Below are 17,660 nucleotides of genomic sequence, written 5' to 3' on the forward strand. Positions count from 1 at the left end.
TCAGGCGGACAGCTCTGCGTAGAGCGCGCGGGTCTCGTCGGCGATCGCGCCCCAGCTGAATTGCGTGCGGGCCCGCTCCCGACCGGCCTCGCCGTACTCCCGCGCCCGCGCCGGATCCGTGGCGACCTCGGTGAGGACTGCCGCGAGATCGGCGACGAAGCGGTCGGGGTCGGTCGGTGTGCCCGTGCCGTCCTGCACCTGCTCGATGGGGACCAGCCGGCCCGTCACGCCGTCGTCGACGACCTCGGGGATGCCGCCGGTCGCGGTTCCCACGACGGCGGCTCCGCAGGCCATGGCCTCGAGGTTCACGATCCCGAGCGGCTCGTAGACGGAGGGGCAGACGAAGGTGGTCGCCGCGGCCAGGATCGCCGACAGCTCGTCCCGCGGCAGCATCCGCTCGATCCACACCACGCCCTCCCGGGTCTGCTGCAGCAGCCGCACCCCCTCCTGGACCTCCGCCATGATCTCCGGCGTGTCCGGAGCACCGGCGCAGAGGATGAGCTGGACCTCGGGCGGCAGCAGCCGTGCCGCCTGCAGGAGGTAGGGCAGCCCCTTCTGCCGTGTGATGCGTCCGACGAAGACGACCGAGGGGCGCTCAGGATCCATGCCGATCGAGGAGAGGAAGGCCGGATCCTGCACCGGACGCCAGCGCTCGACATCGATCCCGTTGTGGATCACCCGGACCCGCGCGGGGTCGACCTGCGGATAGCTGCGGAGGATGTCCGCGCGCATGCCGGCGCTCACGGCGATCACCGCGGCGGCGTTCTCGTAGGCGAGCTTCTCGATGCCGCTCGACACGGCGTAGCCGCCCCCGAGCTGCTCGGCCTTCCACGGCCGCAGCGGCTCGAGGCTGTGCGCCGTGAGCACGTGCGGGATCCCATGGAGCTGGGAGGCGAGGTGTCCGGCGAAGTTGGCGTACCAGGTATGGCTGTGCACGACGTCGGCGCCCGCGATGGCCGACACGATCTCCAGGTCCGTTCCGAGCGTCTGCAGCGCCGGGTTGGCGGCGGAGAGGCTCTCGGGAGCGCGGTAGGCGAAGGTGCCCTCCTCGTCGCGCGGCGCGCCGAATGCTCGCACCGTCACATCGATGTCCCGACGCAGTGCGGAGACGAGTTCGGCGACGTGCACACCCGCGCCTCCGTAGATCTCCGGCGGATACTCCTTGGTGATCATCTCGACTCGCATGCCTAGACGCTATCGAGCGGGTTGTCCAGATGCTAGTTCCCCGCGCCGAACGGGATCTATGGTGGACCCATGTCCGCTCCAAAGAAGGTCTTCGGGATCATCCTCGCCGGCGGCGAGGGCAAGCGACTCATGCCGCTGACGGCCGACCGCGCAAAACCGGCCGTCCCGTTCGGCGGCCAGTACCGCCTGATCGACTTCGCCATCTCGAACCTCATCAACTCCGGGCTGAGACAGATCGTCGTCCTGACCCAGTACAAGTCGCACAGCCTCGACCGGCACATCTCGCAGACGTGGCGGATGTCGGCGCTGCTCGACTCGTACGTCGCCTCGGTCCCGGCCCAGCAGCGGCTCGGCAAGCGGTGGTTCTCCGGATCCGCCGACGCGATCCTGCAGAGCATGAACCTGATCAACGACGAGAAGCCCGACATCGTCGTCGTGATCGGCGCCGACCACGTCTATCGGATGGACTTCCGCCAGATGCTCGAGGCGCACATCGAGTCCGGCGCGAAGGCGACGGTCGCGGGCATCCGTCAGCCGCTCGCCCTGGCGTCCCAGTTCGGGGTCATCGACGCCGATCCGGAGTCCGGACGCATCCGGCAGTTCCTCGAGAAGCCCACCGACGCCACGGGTCTGTCGGACTCCCCGCACGAAGTGCTGGCCTCCATGGGCAACTACATCTTCGACACCGACGCCCTCATCGCGGCGGTCGAGGCCGACGGCGAGCTGCCGACGTCGAGTCATGACATGGGCGGCGACATCGTCCCGTACTTCGTCGACCGCGGCGAGGCCGGCTACTACGACATGAAGCAGAACGAGGTCCCGGGGTCTTCCCCGCGCGACCGCTCGTACTGGCGCGACGTGGGGACGATCGACTCGTTCTTCGACGCGCACCGGGACCTGATCTCGACGCTTCCGATCTTCAACCTCTACAACATGGAGTGGCCGATCCACTCGCAGGCGGTCAACTCCCCGCCGGCGAAGTTCGTCCGCGACTCCGTAGGGCGGATCGGCAACGCGATCGACTCGATCGTCTCGCTGGGGTCGGTGCTCTCCGGCACGCACCTCGAACGCAGCGTCGTGGGGCCGTGGACCCTGGCCGGCGGCGGCTCGACCATCACGGACTCCGTGGTGTTCGATCACGTCCACGTCGGTCAGGGCGCCCGCGTGCACCGCGCGATCCTCGACAAGAACGTCGTGCTCGCCGACGGCGCCACGGTCGGCGTCGACCGCGAACGCGATCTCGCCCGCGGGTTCACGGTCACGGAGTCGGGGATCACAGTCGTGGGCAAGGGCGTGTTCATCGAACGCTGACGCGTCATGCGGCGTGGGCTCCGGTCCCCCGGTCGCTAGGCTCGGGGGGTGACCACCGCGCGATTCCTCGTCGTCCTCGATGCCGATTCCACGCTCATCCGGAACGAGGTGATCGAGCTCCTCGCCGAGGAGGCCGGCCGTCGCACCGAGGTGCAGGCGGCCACGGAAGCCGCGATGCGCGGGGAGATCGACTTCGCGACCAGCCTCCGCTCCCGGGTGGCTACCCTCGCGGGCGTTCCCGTCGAGGCGTTCGCCCGCGTTCGCGCCCGCGTCGAGCCGACTCCGGGCGTCCGCGACCTCACCACCGCCGTACACGCACGGGGCGGCGTCGTCGGCGTCGTCTCCGGCGGGTTCCACGAGATCCTCGACGACGTCGCACCGGGGCTCGGCGTGGACCGGTGGCGGGCGAACCGCCTCGAGGTCGCCGACGGCGCGCTCACGGGGCGGGTGGGCGGTGACATCGTCGACGGCGCGGCCAAGGCCTTCTGGCTGCGCACCTGGGCGGAGGAGCTCGGCGTGGCGCCGCACGCGACCATCGCGATCGGCGACGGCGCCAACGATCTCCCGATGATGGCGGTCGCCGGCCTGGGGCTCGCTTTCAACGCCAAGCCCGCCGTCCGCGAGTCCGCGAGCCTGGTCATCGGCCCGGTCGACCTCGGAACGGTCATCCCGCTCCTCCCCTGACCCTGGCCGATGTCCGGGGCCGGGTCTACGGTCGGGTCATGGACATCATCCTCATCCCCGGCCTCTGGCTCGACGCCTCCAGCTGGGACGACGTCGTGCCTGCCCTCGAGCGCGCCGGCCACCGCCCTCATCCGCTGACCATGCCCGGGCTCGACGCGTCTGCGGAGACGGCGGCGGGTGTCGGGATCGACGACTGGGTCGCCGCCGCGGTCGCCGCCGTCGATGCCGCGGAGGGCGACGTGGTGGTCGTCGGACACAGCGGCGGAGGCAACGTCGCCTGGGGCGTCGCCGACGCGCGACCGGACCGCGTGGCCCGGGTCGTCTTCGTCGACACCGTGCCGCCGCCCCCGGGCTCGGGCATCAGCGAGTTCCCGGTGCAGGACGGCGTCGTCCCGTTCCCGGGCTGGGGTTTCTTCCCCGACGAGGACGTGCACGATCTGGACGACGAGACTCGTGCGAGGACGGCCCCGCTCACGCACAGCGTCCCCGCGCGGGTGCCGACGGACGAGCTCGCTCTGCACGACCACGACCCGGCACGGTATCGCATCCCGGTCACCCTGCTGATGGGAGGGCTGGACCAGGACGCCTTCGACGCGGTGATCAGCCAGTGGGGTCCGTACGCCGAGGAGTATCGGGCGATCGGCGACGCCGAGGTCGTCCGGATCGGCTCGGGACACTGGCCGCAGTTCTCGGCGCCCGAGCGTCTCGCGGAGCTCCTCGTGCGCGCGATCGATCGCTGACGAGGACCGCTGGGGTCAGTGCCCCATGCCGAGACCGCCGTCGACCGGGATGACGGCGCCCGAGATGTAGCCGGCGTCGTCGCTCGCCAACCAGGTCACGACGCCCGCGACCTCATCCGGCGTCGCGAACCGCCCCGCGGGGATGTTCGCCTTGTACTGCTTCTGCGTCTCCTCGGGGAGCTCCGCCGTCATGTCGGTCTCGATGAAGCCGGGTGCCACGACGTTGGCCGTGATGCCGCGCCCGCCGAGCTCGCGCGTGAGCGAGCGGGCGAAACCGACCAGCGCGCTCTTGGAGGCGGCGTAGTTCGTCTGCCCGGCGGAGCCGTACAGGCCCACGACGCTGGAGATGAGGATGACCCGTCCGAACCGTGCCCGCAGCATCGCCTTCGACGCACGCTTGACGACGCGGAAGGTGCCGCCGAGGTTCGTGGCCACGACGCTGTCGAAGTCGTCCTCGCTCATGCGCATGAGCAGGGTGTCCTTGGTGATGCCGGCGTTGGCGACGACGATCTCCACCGGACCCAGCTGCTGCTCCACCTCGGTGAAGGCCGCGTCGAGAGCGGCGGCGTCCGTGACGTCGGCGCGCACCGTCAGGGTGCCTTCCGGACCCTCTCCGCTGCGAGCGGTCACCGCCACCCGGTAGCCCTCCCGCACGAAGCGCTCGGCGATAGCGCGGCCGATGCCGCGGTTGCCTCCGGTGACGAGGACGACGCGCTCCGCGCTCATGGGACACTCCTGGGTCTGGGGTCGAGGGCCGGGGTTCCGGGCCGTGATCGATCCTAGCGACGTTGCCGTGCCGCCTTCACGACGACGGTTTGACAGACCGGGAGCCTCCTGGGACTCTGAGGGCGACGAAAGGCACCAGCGTGAGCGATCCCCGTATCTCAGGTTCGTCCGGCGAGCAGCCCCCGGCCTTCCCCCCGGCTCCCGGTTCCGCCCCGGCGTACCCGGGGTTCCCGCCGGCACCGCAGGCGAACGCCGCCACGCAGTCGTCTTCGGCGCCTCAGCAGTACTCGGCGCCTCAGCAGTACGGGGCCCCGCAGCAGTACGCGGCCCCGCAGCCGTATGGAGCCGCGCCTGCGCGGCCGTCCAGCGGACTCGCGATCACCTCCCTCGTCTGCGGCATCGCCGGTGTCGTGCTGTTCTGGGCGATCGTGCCGATGCTCGCCTCGATCGCGGCCGTGATCACCGGTCACATGGCGCTCGGACAGATCCGTCGCACTCCCGGTCTCGGCGGCCGCGGCATGGCGATCGCCGGGCTCATCCTCGGCTACGTCATGATCGGCGTGCTGGTCTTCACCATCGTCTCGACAATCATCGGCCTCGTCGTCTTCGGCGCCTTCACCCTGCCGTTCGTCTTCGCGAGCTGACGCCTCGCCCGGGCATGCCGATGTCGCCACGGCGGCGTAGGCTGGAACCATCGTGAAGAACGCACGTCGAGTCCCGGCCGTCACCTCACTGCCGCAGTCCCCGCGGGATGAGGGAGACCATCGTGTGCGCCGGTATGCCCTGACGATGACGATCCGCATCGTCTGCTTCGGGCTGATGTTCTTCGTGCAGCCGTTCGGCTGGTGGACCTGGGTGTTCGCGCTGGCCGCCGCCGTGCTCCCGTACATCGCCGTCGTCTTCGCGAACGCCGGCAGCGACAGCACGGAGACCGCCGCCGAGTCGCCGATGCGCGAGATCGACGCGCCGCCCGCACCGTCGCTTGCTCCGGAGACCGCCCCCGACGTCATCACCATCCGCGAAGGCCGCACCGACCGATGAGCGCGCTCATCTGCTCGCGCGCCGGCTGCCGGAGCGCGGCCACGAGGCAGGTCGTCTGGCGCAACCCGCGTATCCACTCCGCCGATCGCGAGAAGATCTGGCTGGCGTGCGAGGAGCACGTCGGCTTCCTCCACGACTACCTCGCCGCGCGGGACTTCCCGGTGACGGTGCGAGACGGGGTGCCTTCATGAGCAACCGCCTGACCCGCTGGGGCGTGTACGTCCTCATCGCCATCGGCTTCGCGATCGCCTGCGTCTTCCTCTCCAACTGGCAGTTCGAGAGGAACGAATCCCGCGCTGAACAGATCGCGCTGGTGGAGCAGAACTACGATGCCCCGGCCGTCCCCCTCGCCGACGTGGTCGCCGACGACGAGCTCGACCCCGCAGACGAATGGCGCCCCGTCACGCTGCAGGGCGAGTACCTCGCCGACGAGCAGCTCCTGGTCCGCAACCGTCCCCACGGCGGAACGAGCGCGTTCGAGGTGCTGGTCCCCTTCCGCGATGCCGACGGTCGTGTGCTCATCGTCGACCGCGGCTGGGTGGCCCCGGGCGAGGGCGAGCTCCCGGACGCTGTCCCCTCTCCGCCGTCCGGTGAGGTCACGGTGACCGTCCGCCTGCGCCCCGGCGAGCCGCTTCCCGGGTCCGGACGCGGGGCTCCGGAGGGCCAGGTGCCCACGATCCACCTCCCGTCCATCGCCGACCTCGTCGGCGACGAGGTGATCACCGGTACGTACGGACGCCTGGTCGAGGAGCAGCCTGCCGCCGACACGGCGCTGGGCGGCTTCGAGTCCCCCACCGACGACCCGGGTCCGCACCTGTCCTATGCGATCCAGTGGATCCTGTTCGCCATCATGGGCTTCATCTTCATCGGGTACATCATCCGCACGGAGATCGTGAAGCACCGCGAAGAGGTCGAGGGGAAGCCGGCACCGGTGAAGGCACCGAAACGCCGCGACCGCGACGCGGATGCCGAGGACGAACTGCTCGACGCGCGCTGACCGGGCCGGGGAGCGTCACGCGAACGCGAGAACACGCCGGACGTTGCGCTGCCCGGCACCCTTTCGATCCCGGACGGCCCGCCCTGCCGACCCAGGATGGGAAACGGGCCTCTTGGACCGTCGGCACGCACCATTTCGATCCCCGCCTGCGGGGCGCCTCCGGTCGTTCTCGATGTCTAGCGCTCGCGAGCAGAGCCCGTGACGGCATGCCGCCATCCGCGGCCGACGACGTCATAGACGATCCGGGTGTGGTTCCGGTCGGACGCCCCCTGCCAGAACTCGACCCGCGTCGGAACCACCCGCCACAGCACCCAGTCCCCCGGTCGGAGACCCGCGCGGGCGCTCTCGGAGCGGGCCGCGAGGTCGGCGTCGCTCTCGGCCGCCGACGCCTCCTCCACGGTTCCTCGGACCCGGATCGCGCGCCGCTGCGGCTGCCACCAGAGGTTCAGTGCCGCAGCCGGACGCGTACCGAGCTGCGCGGCCTTCCGGGAGGACCGGGCCCCGGCGAACGCCCAGCCGCGCGCGTCCACGTCCTTGAGGATCAGGGTGCGCGCGTCCGGGATGCCGTCGGCGTCCACCGTCGCCAGCGTCGCCGCGTGCGGTTCGGGGACGCCGGCCGCGGCCGCCGCGCGGAGCCACTCCCGGAAGAGCAGCACCGGATCGTCGGGAAGGTCGTCGAGGTGCAGCGGCGGCGCCGTCCCGGTGAGGGTGGGCTGCGCACGCAACCACGCCGCGAGTTCCGAGGGAGGAAGGATCGGGTGCGCCGCCATCCTCCGACTATGCCACGTCCCGCTACGCGAGCTCGATGAGGTCCTGGTACTCCTGGCTCCAGATGTCCTCGACGCCGTCGGGCAGGATGAGGACACGCTCGGGGTTCAGCGACTGCACCGCGCCGGGGTCGTGCGACACGAGCACCACCGCGCCCTCGTAGTGGGCCAGTGCCCCGAGGATCTCCTCGCGGGAGGCCGGATCGAGGTTGTTCGTGGGCTCATCGAGCAGGAGGAGGTTCGCGGACGACACGACGAGCGTCGCCAGCGACAGCCGGGTCTTCTCGCCACCGGACAGCACGCCCGCCGGCTTGAGGACGTCGTCGCCGGTGAACAGGAAGGAGCCGAGGACCTTGCGGGCCTCCGTCTCCGTGATGTGCGGAGCGGCCGACACCATGTTCTCGAGGACCGAGCGGCTGACGTCGAGGTTCTCGTGCTCCTGCGCGTAGTACCCGACCTTGAGACCGTGTCCGGGCTCGAGCTGCCCGGTGTCCGGCTTGTCGACACCTGCCAGCATGCGCAGCAGCGTCGTCTTCCCCGCACCGTTGAGACCGAGCACGACGACCTTGGAACCGCGGTCGATCGCGAGGTCGACGTCGGTGAAGATCTCCAGCGAGCCGTACGACTTCGACAGCCCGGAGGCCATGAGCGGGGTCTTGCCGCAGGGGGCGGGCTTCGGGAACCGCAGCTTCGCGACGCGGTCCTCCTGACGCACGTCCTCCAGCCCGGAGAGGAGCTTCTCGGCGCGCGCGAGCATCTGGTGCGCTGCTGCCGCCTTCGACGCCTTCGCTCCGAACCGCGCCGCCTGCTGCTGCAGGGTCGTCGCCTTCTTCTCGGCGTTGGCCCGCTCCTTCTTGCGACGCTCCTCGTCCGCGGCGCGCTGCCGCAGATAGTTCTTCCAGTTCATGTTGTAGATGTCGATGACCTGGCGGTTGGCGTCGAGGTAGAACACCCGGTTGACCGTCTCGCCCACGAGCTCGACATCGTGGCTGATGACGATCAGCCCGCCCTTGTAGTTCTTGAGGAACTCGCGCAGCCACACCACGCTGTCCGCGTCGAGGTGGTTGGTCGGCTCATCGAGGATCATCGTCTGCGCGTCGGAGAAGAGGATGCGCGCGAGCTCGATGCGACGACGCTGGCCGCCGGAGAGGGTCGACAGCGGCTGGTCGAGGATGCGGTCCGGCAGCGAGAGGTTGTGCGCGATCGACGCGGCCTCGGCCTCGGCCGCGTAGCCGCCCTGCGCCTCGAACTTCTCAGTGAGCGCGGCGTAGCGCTTCATCGCCTTGGCGGCCACCGCAGGGTCGTCGGACCCCATCGCGAGCGAGGCCTCCGTCATGCCGAGGTTGAGCTGGCCGAGTCCGCGGGCGTCGAGGATCCGGGTACGGGCGAGGTCTTCCGGATTGCCCGAACGGGGGTCCTGCGGCAGGTAGCCGAGCTCACCCGACCGGGTGACGGTGCCACCCGAGGGCAGCACGTCGCCGGCGAGCACCTTGGTGAGCGTGGTCTTGCCCGCTCCGTTGCGTCCGACGAGGCCGATCTTGTCGCCGTCGGACACACGGAACGAGACGTTCTCCATCAGCAGGCGCGCGCCAACGCGGATCTCGAGGTCGTGCACGGCAAGCACAGCGGACGTCCGTTCGTTCGGGAGGAGGGTGATGGCCGAGCGGCCAGCCAACCAGTATATGCCGCCGCGCCTGTGGCGACGCCCGGCACGGATATCCCTCTCCAGGGTGACCGAGGCGATACCCCGGAGTGATGTCCCTCTCCCCACCCGCTGCTTACGGTGCCGGAGTGGACATCCTCAACGATCTCATCCTGCAGGCGATCGCCTCCCCCTGGCTGTACGCCGTGCTGTTCGCGGTGACCGTGATCGACGGGTTCTTCCCGCCGGTCCCGAGCGAGACGGTCCTCGTCGCCGCGGCGGCGGTGGCCGCGTCCACCGGTGACGGCGACATCGTGCTGCTGGGCGCCGTCGCCGCCCTGGGGGCCGCGATCGGCGACAACATCGCGTTCCTCATCGGGCGCCGACTGGGCACGACGAGGTTCGCCTGGATGCGGCGCCCCCGCGTCGCCGCCGCCTTCGCCTTCGCGCAGCGCGCCCTCGACCGCCGCAGTGCCACGCTGATCCTCGGCGCCCGCTACATCCCGATCGGACGCGTCGCGGTGAACATGTCCGCCGGAGCGCTCGGGTTCCCCTGGCGGCGGTTCCTCCCGCTGAGCCTCATCGCCGGTGTGAGCTGGAGCGTGTTCAGTCTCGCGATCGGGCTGCTCGCCGGCGCCTGGCTGCACGACCAGCCCGTGCTCAGCGCCGCGATCGGCATCGTCGTCGCGTTGCTCGTCGGTGTGATCATCGACCGGATCGCGGCGCTCCGCCGACGCCGTACGCCGGTCGCGCACCTGGCAGGATGAGACGCATGGCACGCCGCCGAGAGCGCACCCCGCGCCCGCCACGGATGAGCCGTCGCACCGGCGCCCTCGTGGCGCTGACTGCGGCGGTCGTCGTGCTGTACGCGCTCCTCGTCTCCCTGCAGACGGTGCTCTCCGGCACGCCGCTGCCCCTGTCCTTCCTGCTCGGCGCCGCCGTGTGCGGCGCTCCCCTCCTCGTCCCCTCCCGGCCGCGGACGGCGATCGTCGTCTTCGCCGCCGGCGCCTTCCTGCTGCCGCTCCTCGTCGAGCCGGCGCGCGCGATCCACTCCCCCTGGCCCTGGTCGGTACCGGCGCTCCTGGCCTTCGTCCTCCTCGTGGGCGTGATGTCCTTCGTGCAGGGAGCCCGCCTCGGAGGCCTCACCCTCGTGATCGGCGCACTGACCTCGCTGACGGCGCCGCTGCTGCGCCCGGACATGGTCGCGACGCCGGCGAGCTCCGGCAGCACCACCGCCAATCTCATCGTGACGACCTCGGTCGCTGCCGCGATGCTGCTCATCGCCGTCCTCGTCGCCGGTCGCGTGCGTGTCGCCGCGGAGCTCACGAGGGAGAAGGAGCACAGCGCGCTGGAGGAATCCCGGCGCGCTCTCGTGGAGGAGCGCACCCGGATCGCCAGGGAGCTGCACGACGTCGTGGCGCACAGCATGTCGGTGATCCAGGTGCAGGCGTCGACCGCGCGCTACCGGATCGCGGACCTCGACGCCGAGGCCGCCGCCGAGTTCGACGACATCGCCGCCACCGCGCGCACGTCGCTCACCGAGATGCGGCGCATGCTGGGAGTGCTCCGCACCGAGGACCAGCACGCCGAGCTCGCACCGCAGCAGGGACTGGACGACGTTCCGGCCCTCGTCGACACGATCCGCCGGGCAGGAGTGGAGGTCGGCCTCGTGCTGGAGGGGATGGAAGCGGCCTCCGCGGCCGGACCTGGCGTGCAGATCGCCGCCTTCCGCATCGTGCAGGAGGCGCTGAGCAACGCCGTCCGCCACGCGCCCGGTGCCCGCGTCACCGTCCGGCTCCATGCCGACGCCGATGCCCTGCACATCCGTGTGCACAACGCCGCACCGCCGCAGGCGACCGAGAGCCCCTCCGGCGGCTACGGCCTCCGAGGAATGCGCGAGCGCGCCGAACTGCTCGGCGGAAGCCTCGCCGCCGGGCCCTCCGACGACGGCGGCTGGACCGTCGAGGCCGCCCTGCCGCTGTCTGCAACGGCCGTACCGCCCACCCCGACCGCCTCGGCGGAAGACAAGGAGAACCCGTGACGATCAGCGTGCTCATCGCCGACGACCAGGCGATGGTCCGCGCCGGTTTCGCCGCCCTGCTGGACGCGCACGAGGGGATCCGCGTGGTGGGCCAGGCGGCCGACGGCGCGGAGGCCGTGACGCTCGCCGCGCGGCTCGATCCCGACGTCATCCTCATGGACGTCCGCATGCCGGAGCTCGACGGCATCGAGGCCACCCGCCGCATCCTCGGTCCGTCGTACCCTGCCGCGCACGTGCCGCGGATCCTCATGCTCACCACCTTCGACATCGACGACTACGTCTACGACGCCCTCGCCGCCGGGGCCAGCGGGTTCCTCCTCAAAGACGCTCTGCCGGAGGAGCTCGTCCATGCGGTCCGCGTGGTGGCCGGCGGCGATGCGCTCCTCGCCCCCAGCGTGACCCGGCGCATGATCGAGCAGTTCGCCGGACGGCGGCCGGCCTCGCGGCGGTCGGCGACGGCCCTCGCCGAACTCACCGACCGCGAGCGGGAGGTCCTCGTCCTCATCGGCAAGGGCCGGTCGAACACCGAGATCGCGGGCGACCTGTTCATCGCGGAGCAGACCGTGAAGACCCACGTCGGCAAGGTGCTCGCGAAGCTCGGCCTCCGGGACCGCGTGCACGCCGTCATCCTCGCCTACAACACCGGCCTGGTCGAGCCCTCCGCCTGAGTCACCCCTGCGTAGGGGTCAGGACGGCACCACGGAGTGATGTCCCGCCCACCACCGCCTCCATAGCCTCCGAGGACACCGTTCCCAGGAGGACTCATGGTCATCGCCGCGGCTCCACGCCTCAGCACCCCCGCCCCCGCCCCCGCCCCCGCTTCATCCGGCCACGCGGGTCACCGCGACACCGGCATCGACGTCGTGCGCGCCCTCTGCGTGCTCGGTGTCGTCCTGCTGCACGCCGTCATGGTCGGGGTCACGGTGTCCGAGACCGGACCGGTGTTCGAGAATGCGAGCGACGGCACGAGCTGGATCGCCCCGCTGAGCTGGCTGCTGCAGGTGATGCCGCTCTTCTTCGTGATCGGCGGATTCTCCGGGCTCCTCGCGTACCGCCGCCTCCGCGCCCGCGGCGGGAGCGCGACCGCCTTCGTGGCCGGTCGGGTGCACCGGCTCCTGCGCCCGGCCCTGTTCACGGTCGGCGCGGTCGGGGTCGCGCTCGCGGTGCTCACCGTCCTCGGTGTCGCGCCGGATCTCATCGCCGTCGCCGGCTTCCGATACGGACAGCCGCTGTGGTTCCTCGGGGTCTTCCTGCTGTGTCAGGCGCTGCTCCCCGCGCTCGTCGCCCTGCACGAGCGCGCGCCCCTGCGCACGATCACCGTCCTCGCCACCGCGGCCGTGGCGGTCGATGTCCTGCGGGCCGTGACCGGGACGGACGCCGTGGGCTTCCTCAACCTCGCTTTCGTGTGGTTGACGATGCAGCAGCTCGGATTCCTCCTCGCCGACGGCCGCGTGGACGCCCTTCGTCGCCGGACCCGCGTCACGATAGGCATCGGCGCCCTCGGGGTGCTCGTCGTCCTGTTCCTCATCGGCGCGTACTCCCCCGACCTCATCGCTAACATCAACCCGCCCACGTGCGCCCTGCTGCTGGTCGGGCTGATCCACACGATCCTGTTCTCCCTGTACCGGCCGCACATCGGGCGCCTCAGTCTTCGCCGTCCGGTGGCCGCGTTCACCGCCTTCGTCACCCGGCGGACGATGACGATCTACCTCTGGCACATGCCGGTGCTGCTGGCGATGGCCGGGGCGACGGCCCTGGTCGCCCTCCTCGGCGGATTCACTCTGCCCACGCTCGACAGCGCGGAGTGGTGGGCCGCCCGCCCGCTGTGGCTCCTGACGGCTGTCGTCCTCACCGCGCTGGTCGCGGTCCGTGTCGACCGGTTCGAGAATCACCCCTCGCCGCAGGCCACGTCCTCGCGGCGCCGCCTGGCCGTGGGAACCGTCCTCGGTCTCGCCGGAGTGGTGCTGCTGCTCGTCCTCGGCACGACGGTCTCCACCGCCGCCCTCGCGGTGCTGCTCCTGGTCGCGGCGCTGCGGCTTGCTGGTCACACCGGACGCCCCGTCCTGGCGTGACCGTCAGCCGACTCCGCGGGCCGCGAGGGCATCGCCGACCTGATCCGCGTGGCGCAGCGTCAGCACGAGCAGCGGCACCACGCTGCGCACGCCCAGGCGGACTCCTCGTGCGCGCTCCGCGTCCCGCACCCGCTGCGCGAGTCCGGCCACGACGGGAACCATGGTCAGCGTGAGCGACACCGCCATCGACACCGCCTCCGGATCGACCCCGACGCGCCGCAGCGGACGCAGGAGGCGCTGCAGCACGGCCAGGAGATCGGCCATGCGCGTGGTCAGGGTGAGGAGGGCGGCGAGCAGCAGCAGCACGGCGACCCGCCCGGTGCTCACCCAGGCGGCGACGGGAGACACGAAGACGGCGAGGGCGATCGCGAGCACGAGCAGGACCGCACGCAGCCGCCACAGCTCCGTCACCGCGGCGGAGAGCGGCACCCCCGCGATCGGGTAGAGCGCGAGCACGGTCGCGAGGCAGACCGCGATGATGAGCGGCCCCTGCGGGAACAGCGTCAACGGGAGCGCCGCGATGGCGAGACCCGCCAGCTTCGGACCGGCCGGCACCCGATGCAGCAATCCCGCACCGACCGGGGACGGCACGATCATGCGCACAACCGACGGTAGCGTGCGATGACCGCCTCGGGCTCTCCCTGATCGACGACGCGCCCGCCGTCGAACAGGACGGCGGTGTCGCAGCGGGCCGCGAGCTCGAGATCGTGGGTGACGATCAGCACCTGCGCCTCCTGCGACAGAAGGAGGTCTCCGATCCGCCGCGCGTTGCGCAGGTCGAGGAGTGTCGTCGGCTCGTCCGCCACGATCAGCGCCGGCTCGGCGAGGAGCACCGCGGCGAGGGCCAGCATCTGCTTCTGTCCTCCCGAGAGCGACGACGCCGGGATGTCGGCGTGGGCACCGAGACCGTGGCGCTCCAGGGTCTCCTGCACGCGGGCGGCGATCTCGTCACGGGGCCGCCCTCGGAGCGACAGCGCCAGATCCTCGGCCGGAGTCGGCATCAGGATCTGGGCATCCGGATCGGTGAAGACGAAGCCCACCCGGCGGCGCACGGCGGTCCGCTCCCGGAGCGCGTCGAGGCCGTGGACGGTGACCGTTCCTGTGGTCGGCGTCATGAGGCCGTTCAGCAGCCGGGCGAACGTCGACTTCCCCGAGCCGTTCGCTCCGATCACGGCGATGCGCGGTGCGGTGAGCTCCAGCGTCACGTCGTCGAGGAGCACGCGGTCGTCGACGGTCACGCCCACGCCGTCGAGACGCAGCGTCCCCGGCTCCGCGATCGTCGTCGCGTCCCGCTCCCGCCAGCGCATGCATCCTCCTGAACACCGTTCACCTGAACGCCGTTCACTATAGTGGGGGCATGAGTCCCGAGACGAATCCCGCCCGTCACGATCGGGAGAGCGTCGCACGGACCGCCCTCGCCCTTCTCGACGAGGTGGGGTTGGCCGATCTCTCCATGCGCCGCATCGCGGCCCGGCTCGACGTGCAGCCGAGCGCTCTCTACTGGCACGTGGCGAACAAGCAGGAGCTCCTCGCCGACCTCGCCGATCGGATCACCGCGACCGTCCCGGACGGAGCGGAGGGCGTCCTCGCGACCGCCCGCGCGCTCCGCGACGCCCTCTTCGCCTACCGGGACGGCGCCGAGCTCGTCCTCAGCACCTACGCGCTCCAGCTCGGCTCCGCGCATGCCCGCGACGCCCTGGTCGCCGCGCTCCGCACCGAGGGGGCCGCCGATGCCGAGGACCGCGGGGCGGCGATCCTGCACTTCGTGCTCGGCCATGCCACCCTCGTCCAGCAGCGGATGCACGCCGACAGCCATGGCGCACTCCCGGCCTCCGGCGAGGTCGACGTCACCGCGGGCCTGGACCGGGTGTTCGACCTCGGCGTCCTCGCCCTGGCCGGTGAGCTCAGCGCACCGATGACTCCGCGGCGTGCCCGAGCCTGAGCCCGGGGATCACCGCGAGCAGCACCAGCCCGACACCGAGGACGAACACGACGGCGAACGCGTCCGCGCCGCCGCCGAGGGTGGCGACGGCGAGCCCCGCCAGCGCGATGGCCACCGCCGAACCCGTGGCATCCGAGATCGACAGCGCCGAGGAGTTGAATCCCTGGTTCGTCTCGTCCGAGTAGGCCAGCGTCAGCACGGTGAGCCGCGGATACAGCAGCCCCATGCCGCCCCCGGCGAACGCCCACCCGACGATCACGAAGACCGGGGAGGCATCGAACGCCGCTGCGGCCAGGACGCAGAGCATCGCCACGAGCAGTGCGCCGAGGCTGAGCGCCGTGATGCGGTGATTGCCCAGCCGCTCACCGTAGCGGCCCTGCGCAGCCGACGCCCCGGCCCAGGCGAAGGCCGCGAGCATCAGGGCGACTCCGGCCCAGGTCGCGGAGAAGTCGAACTTCCGCATCAGCAGGTACGGGATGTAGGCCTCGGCGGCGAAGAACGCCCCGGCTGCGATCCCGCGCATGAGCACGACGCTGGGGAGCCCGGCGCCCGCGCGCAGCGTCCGTCGTGGCAGGAGCGGCAGCACGACGACGCCGATCGCGAGCACGGCCCCCAGTGCCACCGGCCACCCGATCGCCGGATCCAGCTCGGCGGACAGTCCGATCACCACCGCGAGCACCGCCACGACGACGGCCAGCAGCAGACGGGTGAGCAAGGCCCGGCGGTCTTGCGGCTCCCCGCGGCCGAGATCGACACCCCGCAGACGGGTCGCGATCATCGAGAACGCGATCGCGGTCAGGACCGCCACGCCCAGGAACGCCCAGCGCCAATCGAGGTACTCCGCCACCGCTCCCGCGAGGAAGGGTCCGATCATCGACGGGACCACCCAGGCGGCCGCGAACGCCGCGAACACCCGGCCGTGCAGGTGCGGCGGATACAGCCGCGCGACCACGACGTACAGGGCCACCGTCTGCCCACCCGCGCCCAGCCCCTGCACCAGTCGTCCGATCAGGAACTGGGGCATCGTCGTCGCGAACCCGGAGATCAGCAGCCCCAGGATGAAGAGGCCGACGGCGGCGTACAGCGCGCCGCGCGGACCACGCGCGTCCGACCAGGACCCCGCCGCGACCATCCCGATCACGCTGGTCGCGAGCGTGCCGGCGAAGGCGACCGCATACAGCGACTCCCCGTCCAAGGCGTCGCTGACGATCGGCATGACCGTGGTCACCGCCAGGGCCTCGATCGCGGCGAGGAAGATCAGGGCGACGGCACCCAGGGTCACCCAGAACCGGCTGCGGTCCCAGATCGTGGCGGTGGGATCCGCCGCCGTCATCGCTCGACGAGCGCGGCGATGCGCTCGATCGCCTCGGTGAGGATCTCCGGGCTCGTGCCGAAGTTGAGTCGCACGTGCCCGGCCCCTTCCTCGCCGAAGGCCGGGCCGAAGTGCAACGCCACCTTCGCCTCGCGGAGGATCTTCCGGGCGGGGTTGTCTCCCCAGCCGAGGGCGGAGAGGTCGATCCACGCGAGGTATCCCGCGTCCGGAAGGCGATAGCGGGCGGCGGGGAGGTGACGGGCGAGCAGGTCCTCCAGCAGGACACGGTTCTCGTCGAGCGTGCACAGGAGGCCGTCGAGCCACGCGTCGCTCTCCTCCGAGAACGCGGCGACGGCGGCGAGCAGACCGAACTGCCCCGTCCGCCACTCCACCTCGACCGGCAGGTCGCGCACGACCGCGGACGTCTCCTCCGCGGCGGTGACCATGAGCGCGCACTTCAGCCCCGCGAGGTTGAACGCCTTGCTCGCGCTGACGACCGCATAGCCGATGCGAGCCGCCGCGTCGCTCACGGCGAGGAACGGCGTGAATCCCGCGCCCGGCTGGGTGAGCGGCGCATGGATCTCGTCGGAGACGATCGTCGCGCCGTACTCCTCGGCCAGTTCGGCCAGCGCGGACAGCGTCTCCCGATCGTGCACGGTGCCGGTCGGGTTGTGCGGGTTGCAGAGGAGCATGGCCGTCGCGCCGTCCTCGAAGGCGGCGCGGATCCCGTCGAGGTCGAGCTCCCAGCCGGTCCCCGTGTCGCGCAGCGGGACGCGCTGCACCTCGGCACCGGCCTCGGCGACGAGGTCGTAGAAGGGCGGGTAGACCGGCGGCGTGACGACGACGCGCTCCCCCGGCTGCGTGACGCGACGGAGGATCTCGACGATGCCCATGCTCACGTCCGCCGTGCTGCGCATCCGCGCCGGGTCGGGGCGCCAGCCGAAGCGACGCTCCGCGAAACCCGCATACGCCTCCGCCAGCGGTGTCCGCGAGGCGATGTACCCGGTGTCCCCGAGATCCAGCGCCCGCTGCAGTGCGGCGGTGATCGCCGGGGCGAGCGGGAAGTCCATCTCCGCGACGAAGAGGGGCAGCACGTCCTCGGGATACTCCCGCCACTTCTCGCTGGTGCGCTCGCGCAGCTCCGACAGCGGCAGGGCCTTCACCGACAGCATTCGTCCTCCGATTCTCCCCGCGTCGATG

20 protein-coding genes are annotated in these 17,660 nt (G+C 71.3%); 12 read left to right on the forward strand and 8 right to left on the reverse strand.

All coding sequences use genetic code 11. From position 1 onward, the window contains the following. A complete protein-coding gene (gene glgA, locus IZR02_RS09175) occupies positions 1-1,185 on the reverse strand; it encodes a glycogen synthase (protein WP_025103628.1) in 1,185 nt (394 codons plus the stop codon). A gap of 69 nt (positions 1,186-1,254) precedes the next feature. Here glgA and IZR02_RS09180 point away from each other — a divergent pair, with 69 nt between their 5' ends. The 3 genes from IZR02_RS09180 to IZR02_RS09190 are packed head-to-tail and all read left to right on the forward strand — an operon-like array spanning position 1,255 to position 3,920. After that, the gene (locus IZR02_RS09180; RefSeq protein ID WP_025103629.1) at positions 1,255-2,496 is read left to right on the forward strand and encodes a glucose-1-phosphate adenylyltransferase; all 1,242 of its coding nucleotides are present in this window, start codon (positions 1,255-1,257) and stop codon (positions 2,494-2,496) included. 48 nt (positions 2,497-2,544) lie between these two features. Next, the gene (gene serB / locus IZR02_RS09185) at positions 2,545-3,180 is read left to right on the forward strand and encodes a phosphoserine phosphatase SerB (RefSeq protein ID WP_025103630.1); all 636 of its coding nucleotides are present in this window, start codon (positions 2,545-2,547) and stop codon (positions 3,178-3,180) included. Between the two features lie 38 nt (positions 3,181-3,218). Continuing rightward, on the forward strand, positions 3,219-3,920 hold the full coding sequence (locus tag IZR02_RS09190) for an alpha/beta fold hydrolase (protein ID WP_025103631.1): 702 nt from the start codon (positions 3,219-3,221) through the stop codon (positions 3,918-3,920). 15 nt (positions 3,921-3,935) lie between these two features. On the opposite strand, the gene IZR02_RS09195 is transcribed toward IZR02_RS09190, so the two are convergent. After that, positions 3,936-4,646: a beta-ketoacyl-ACP reductase gene (locus IZR02_RS09195; protein WP_025103632.1), complete on the reverse strand. Its 711-nt coding sequence runs from the start codon at positions 4,644-4,646 to the stop codon at positions 3,936-3,938. Positions 4,647-4,786: 140 nt separating this feature from the next. Here IZR02_RS09195 and IZR02_RS09200 point away from each other — a divergent pair, with 140 nt between their 5' ends. From IZR02_RS09200 to IZR02_RS09215, 4 genes are read left to right on the forward strand one after another with little or no spacing between them, the layout of a single operon-like run. Beyond that, positions 4,787-5,290: a DUF4190 domain-containing protein gene (locus tag IZR02_RS09200; protein WP_025103633.1), complete on the forward strand. Its 504-nt coding sequence runs from the start codon at positions 4,787-4,789 to the stop codon at positions 5,288-5,290. A 52-nt stretch (positions 5,291-5,342) separates the two neighbouring features. Further along, entirely contained in the window at positions 5,343-5,687 is a 345-nt protein-coding gene (locus IZR02_RS09205) for a DUF3099 domain-containing protein (protein ID WP_025103634.1), read from the forward strand. Next, entirely contained in the window at positions 5,684-5,878 is a 195-nt protein-coding gene (locus IZR02_RS09210) for a hypothetical protein (RefSeq protein ID WP_025103635.1), read from the forward strand. Before IZR02_RS09205 ends, IZR02_RS09210 begins: the two co-directional genes overlap by 4 nt. Further along, on the forward strand, positions 5,875-6,684 hold the full coding sequence (locus tag IZR02_RS09215; protein WP_025103636.1) for an SURF1 family cytochrome oxidase biogenesis protein: 810 nt from the start codon (positions 5,875-5,877) through the stop codon (positions 6,682-6,684). Before IZR02_RS09210 ends, IZR02_RS09215 begins: the two co-directional genes overlap by 4 nt. A 176-nt stretch (positions 6,685-6,860) precedes the next feature. On the opposite strand, the gene IZR02_RS09220 is transcribed toward IZR02_RS09215, so the two are convergent. Further along, positions 6,861-7,454 carry a pyridoxine/pyridoxamine 5'-phosphate oxidase gene (locus tag IZR02_RS09220; RefSeq protein ID WP_025103637.1) on the reverse strand — a complete coding sequence of 198 codons (594 nt, stop codon included), beginning with the start codon at positions 7,452-7,454 and terminating at the stop codon, positions 6,861-6,863. 22 nt (positions 7,455-7,476) lie between these two features. After that, the gene (locus IZR02_RS09225; RefSeq protein ID WP_025103638.1) at positions 7,477-9,075 is read right to left on the reverse strand and encodes an ABC-F family ATP-binding cassette domain-containing protein; all 1,599 of its coding nucleotides are present in this window, start codon (positions 9,073-9,075) and stop codon (positions 7,477-7,479) included. Positions 9,076-9,242: 167 nt separating this feature from the next. Between IZR02_RS09225 and IZR02_RS09230 the strand changes: the two genes are divergently transcribed. The 4 genes from IZR02_RS09230 to IZR02_RS09245 all read left to right on the forward strand — a co-directional run bounded on the left by IZR02_RS09230 (position 9,243) and on the right by IZR02_RS09245 (position 13,206). After that, the gene (locus tag IZR02_RS09230; RefSeq protein ID WP_025103639.1) at positions 9,243-9,860 is read left to right on the forward strand and encodes a DedA family protein; all 618 of its coding nucleotides are present in this window, start codon (positions 9,243-9,245) and stop codon (positions 9,858-9,860) included. A gap of 5 nt (positions 9,861-9,865) precedes the next feature. Continuing rightward, positions 9,866-11,134, forward strand: coding sequence for a sensor histidine kinase (locus IZR02_RS09235; RefSeq protein WP_025103640.1), 1,269 nt, complete (start codon positions 9,866-9,868; stop codon positions 11,132-11,134). Further along, complete coding sequence (locus tag IZR02_RS09240) at positions 11,131-11,802, forward strand: response regulator (RefSeq protein ID WP_025103641.1); 672 nt, start codon at positions 11,131-11,133, stop codon at positions 11,800-11,802. Before IZR02_RS09235 ends, IZR02_RS09240 begins: the two co-directional genes overlap by 4 nt. A 96-nt stretch (positions 11,803-11,898) precedes the next feature. After that, complete coding sequence (locus IZR02_RS09245) at positions 11,899-13,206, forward strand: acyltransferase family protein (RefSeq protein WP_025103642.1); 1,308 nt, start codon at positions 11,899-11,901, stop codon at positions 13,204-13,206. A gap of 3 nt (positions 13,207-13,209) precedes the next feature. On the opposite strand, the gene IZR02_RS09250 is transcribed toward IZR02_RS09245, so the two are convergent. Beyond that, entirely contained in the window at positions 13,210-13,803 is a 594-nt protein-coding gene (locus tag IZR02_RS09250) for a CbiQ family ECF transporter T component (RefSeq protein ID WP_025103643.1), read from the reverse strand. Then, the gene (locus IZR02_RS09255; protein ID WP_025103644.1) at positions 13,800-14,513 is read right to left on the reverse strand and encodes an energy-coupling factor ABC transporter ATP-binding protein; all 714 of its coding nucleotides are present in this window, start codon (positions 14,511-14,513) and stop codon (positions 13,800-13,802) included. The genes IZR02_RS09250 and IZR02_RS09255 overlap by 4 nt, the downstream gene beginning before the upstream one ends. Before the next feature lie 50 nt (positions 14,514-14,563). Here IZR02_RS09255 and IZR02_RS09260 point away from each other — a divergent pair, with 50 nt between their 5' ends. After that, the gene (locus IZR02_RS09260) at positions 14,564-15,148 is read left to right on the forward strand and encodes a TetR family transcriptional regulator (RefSeq protein ID WP_025103645.1); all 585 of its coding nucleotides are present in this window, start codon (positions 14,564-14,566) and stop codon (positions 15,146-15,148) included. Here IZR02_RS09260 and IZR02_RS09265 read toward each other — a convergent pair. Both IZR02_RS09265 and IZR02_RS09270 read right to left on the reverse strand, forming a co-directional pair. Next, positions 15,111-16,481 carry an MFS transporter gene (locus tag IZR02_RS09265; RefSeq protein ID WP_025103646.1) on the reverse strand — a complete coding sequence of 457 codons (1,371 nt, stop codon included), beginning with the start codon at positions 16,479-16,481 and terminating at the stop codon, positions 15,111-15,113. The two genes, IZR02_RS09260 and IZR02_RS09265, sit on opposite strands and share 38 nt — an antisense overlap. Beyond that, positions 16,478-17,632, reverse strand: coding sequence for a MalY/PatB family protein (locus tag IZR02_RS09270; RefSeq protein WP_029989286.1), 1,155 nt, complete (start codon positions 17,630-17,632; stop codon positions 16,478-16,480). The genes IZR02_RS09265 and IZR02_RS09270 overlap by 4 nt, the downstream gene beginning before the upstream one ends. Positions 17,633-17,660 lie beyond the last annotated feature (28 nt).

It is taken from the genome of Microbacterium paraoxydans (assembly GCF_019056515.1).
Lineage (GTDB): Bacteria > Actinomycetota > Actinomycetes > Actinomycetales > Microbacteriaceae > Microbacterium.